The 3,717-nt window shown below is 72.9% G+C and carries 3 protein-coding genes; 2 read left to right on the forward strand and 1 reads right to left on the reverse strand.

The genetic code is table 11. From position 1 onward, the window contains the following. A partial coding sequence (locus tag ABZW03_RS38495; RefSeq protein WP_355269175.1) for an FUSC family membrane protein occupies nucleotides 1–803 on the reverse strand: 803 nt, incomplete at its 3' end. Between the two features lie 431 nt (nucleotides 804–1,234). Here ABZW03_RS38495 and ABZW03_RS38500 point away from each other — a divergent pair. Further along, complete coding sequence (locus ABZW03_RS38500; protein WP_355269177.1) at nucleotides 1,235–2,344, forward strand: YbiU family protein; 1,110 nt, start codon at nucleotides 1,235–1,237, stop codon at nucleotides 2,342–2,344. After that, entirely contained in the window at nucleotides 2,326–3,639 is a 1,314-nt protein-coding gene (locus ABZW03_RS38505; RefSeq protein ID WP_355269179.1) for a DUF6271 family protein, read from the forward strand. The genes ABZW03_RS38500 and ABZW03_RS38505 overlap by 19 nt, the downstream gene beginning before the upstream one ends. Nucleotides 3,640–3,717 lie beyond the last annotated feature (78 nt).

Genomic DNA, 3,717 nt, shown 5'->3' on the forward strand with positions numbered 1-3,717 from the left:
GGCGCGGCCGGCGGCTGCACCATCGTGCACGCCAAGCGGGACGGCTCGGTCGAGCAGTGGGTCGGCATCGCCTCGACCACCGGGATCACCGCGTTGAGCTGGGCGAGCAGCCGCGCCAGGTGCGGTGAGCGGCCGTGCCGGCGGGCCCGGTGGGCGAGGAGCAGGTCGTAGGACTGGTCGAGCGACCGGGTGAGCTCGCGGCGGCGGCCGTCGTACTCCGGTGTGCCGGTGGCCTCCAGCAGGTCGGCCACCGCCCGGTAGGTGCCGGCCACCACCGACCGCTCCGGGACGCCCAGGCGCAGCGGCCAGGCGAGCAGGGTCAGGGCGAGCACCACCAGACCGCCGAGCAGCAGCAGGGCGGGCGGCAGCCACCAGGGGGACGGCATCGGCAGGCCGGCCCCGACCACCGCGTTGAGCAGCAGGAGCAGTCCGGAGACGGAGGCGACCGCGCCGATCGAGGAGATCATGCCGGAGACCAGCGCGACGGCGGTGACCGTCGCGACGGCCGTCCAGCCGGTGCCGAACACCAGGGTGCCGAGCAGCAGCCCGAGGGCGCCGAAGAGCTGGGGCACGGCGATGTTGAACACCCGCATCCGGTACGCGTCGGCGGTGTCCCCGATGACGCCGGACAGGGCGCCCATCGACACCAGCGCGCCGTAGCCGGGCCGTCCGGTGGCGGTGCCCACCGCGAGCGGGGCGGCGAGCGCGACGGAGGCGCGGGCGACCGCGGCCCACGGGATCGGCGCGGACCGGGGCCGCAGGCCCTCGGTCAGCCACGGGGGAGCCGTCAGCGCGCGTGCCATAGGCCCAACGTACGGCGGGCGGGGCGGGTTCACCGTTTCACGCTTATGTCAATTCCGGAAACATACCCGTGGTTATGTCAGTCTCCGAAACATAAAGCGAACCCCGAGAGGCGCGGTGAGCTGCGCCGATTTCCCAATCGGTAACCCGCCGGAAAGGGTTGACACCATTAGTTGGTCTAGTCCAACGTATGGGGAGCGCGGTCCGGCCGGGGCTGATGAGAGGTGAGAGGCCTTGCCGGGCGGGCGAGTTGGCCCCCTGACGTGGCGCTGCCCCGCGCCCGCCGGCCGAGCCGGTAAGGACCGTGTGCGGACGGCTCTTCGGCCCGCGCTCGAATTCCTGTTGCGGCCGGTGCCCGGCCGTCGACCCGCCGTGCCCGCACCGAGCGCCCGAGGAAGCGCCGCGCCGACTACGAACCATGGAGTGACTGCCCGTGCCGAGCCCTGCCGAACACCCCGACGGATCCGCCGGCGAATACCTGTACCGGGCCGCGTCCGAGCGCCCGTACTTCAGCGCCGACACCGAGAGCTACCTCGCCCGGACGGCGCTGCGCGAGATCCGCAAGAAGCACCCGCTGCGGGTGCTCTCCGAGGAGGACTACGCGTTCTGGCAGACCTACGGCTACGTGGTGGTGAAGCAGGCGATCCCGGCCGGGGCCGCGCGCCGGCTGCTCGACTTCGCCTGGGAGTTCCAGGGCCTGTCGCCGGACCGCCCCGAGGACTGGTACCGCGAGCGCGAGTACCGCGACGAACTCGACCGGCACCTGCACATCTACGGCTTCGTCGAGGCCTACCACCACCAACTCCTCTGGGACAGCCGCCAGTCGCAGCGCGTCTACGACGCCTTCGTGGACGTGTGGGACTGCGAGGAGCTCTGGGTCACCCTCGACCGGCTCAACCTCAACCCGCCGAACGTCCGCAACCGCGACCGCGCGCTGATCGAGCCCACCGACCGGGGCTTCGACATCGAGCTGCACTGGGACGTCGACACCACCCAGGGCATGCTGCCGCAGCGCGTCCAGGGCATCATCGCGCTCAACGACACCGCCCCCGACCACGGCGGCTTCCAGTGCGACCCGGAGCTGTTCCGCCGCTTCAACGAGTGGCAGGCCGCCCAGCCGGCCGGCCGCGACCCGATCCGCCCGGACGTCGACCGCGCCGAGTTCCCCGTCGTACGGCCCGAGCTGAGCGCCGGTGACCTGCTGATCTGGAACGGCCTGCTGGCCCACGGCGTCGAGCGCAACACCTCCGCGAACGGCGTGCGGGCGGTGCAGTACCTGTCGATGATGCCCGCGCTGGAGGAGTCCGAGAAGCTGCGCCGCTCCCGGGTGGAGTCCTGGCGCACCCTCGCCACCCCGGACTGGAACCGCACCCTGGTCGGCGACGCCGACCGGCCCGAGGCGCAGCGCTACGCGACCGCCGAACTCACCGAACTGGGGGAGAAGTTGCTCGGCCTGCGGTCCTGGAGCGGCAAGCCGTTCGAGGAGCACGGAACGGACCGGCCGGACGCCACGGGGGAGCGGGAATGCGCGACGTCTGCCTGACCCTGCCCACCAACCGCGCGTGCGCGGACACCGTCACCGCGATCGGTGCCGAAGCCGCCCACGCCGTACGGCGGTTCGGCGTCCGGGTGCACCTGCTGGTGCTGGACTCCGCCGCCCCCGCGGACCGCGCCCGGCACGCCGAGGCGCTCGCCGCCCTGCCGGCCGTCGAGGGCGTGGTCGTCCACCACCTGGACGAGGACGCCCAGCGCGCCTTCCTGCGCGAGGTGATCGACCGCTCCGGCGCGGACCGGCCGGAGCGGCTGCTCGACCTCATGCTGCCCGACGCCGTCTCCTACGGCGCCTGCACCAACCGGGCGTTCCTGCTGGCCGCCGCCCTCGGCTGCGAGTCGGTGCACCGCCGCGACTCCGACAGCCGCTACCAACTGCTCGACGGCGAACCGGTGTTCCCGATCGATCACGAGCTGGCCACGCTCGGCCTCAAGGCCGCCGACGCGGCCGCCGCGGTGACCGTCGACAGCCTCGACCCGGTGCACGCGGACAAGCCGGTCGCGCTGGTCGGCGCCTCCTTCGTCGGTGAACTCTCCGTCGACCTCGGCGAGATCCGCGAGCTCGACCCCGAGGTCTACCACGACGTGGTCGCGCTCTGGGCGCCCACCGGCGCGAGCGAGCAGGAGCGGCGCGAACTCGTCGCCGAGTCCTTCACCGGCGGCGGCACCGAACCGTTCACCGCCGACCGCGCGGTGCTCGACCTGCCCGACATCTGGCACATCGACATGTGCAACATCGGCCTCCACCACGAGGTGTACGAACGGGTGCCGCTGCCGCCCGCCACCGACACCATCGGCAGCGACTACTTCCTGCACCACCTGGTGCGCGACGCGACCCTGCCGGGCGTCACCCACAACCGCCACATCGTCAACTACTACACCCCGGAGCGGCGCACCGGCCCAGGCTTCACCGCCTACCAGCTGCGCTACGCCAAGTTCCTGCTCTCCATGCTCTACCTCCACCCGGTCTACGCCGACCTGGAGGCCGCCGCCGGCGCCCTGCTGGACGAGCAGCACCGCGTCCGCCCCGAGCCGGTCGCCGAATCCGCCCGTCGCAGCGCCGCGACGGACCGCGCGGAGAACCACCGCAGGCTCGCCGAACTCGACCGCTGCTACCGGCGGCTCGGCGGGAGGTACGCCGAGTTCGCGGACCACCTGGCGCCCCTGCGGGCGCGCCTGCTCGACGAGGCGCAGACGGACATCGAGGACTTCGCAGCGCTGATCGACGCGTGGGGCCCGCTGGTGCGGGCGAGCAAGGCCACCCCCGCCGACCGGCTGCCGCGTTAGCCGGACGGGGAGCACGACGTGACACGCCAGACCACCAGCAACGCCACCGGCCACAGCCGGGTGCCCGGCCGCGGTGCC

This window comes from Kitasatospora sp. NPDC004799 (assembly GCF_040609095.1).
GTDB lineage: Bacteria > Actinomycetota > Actinomycetes > Streptomycetales > Streptomycetaceae > Kitasatospora.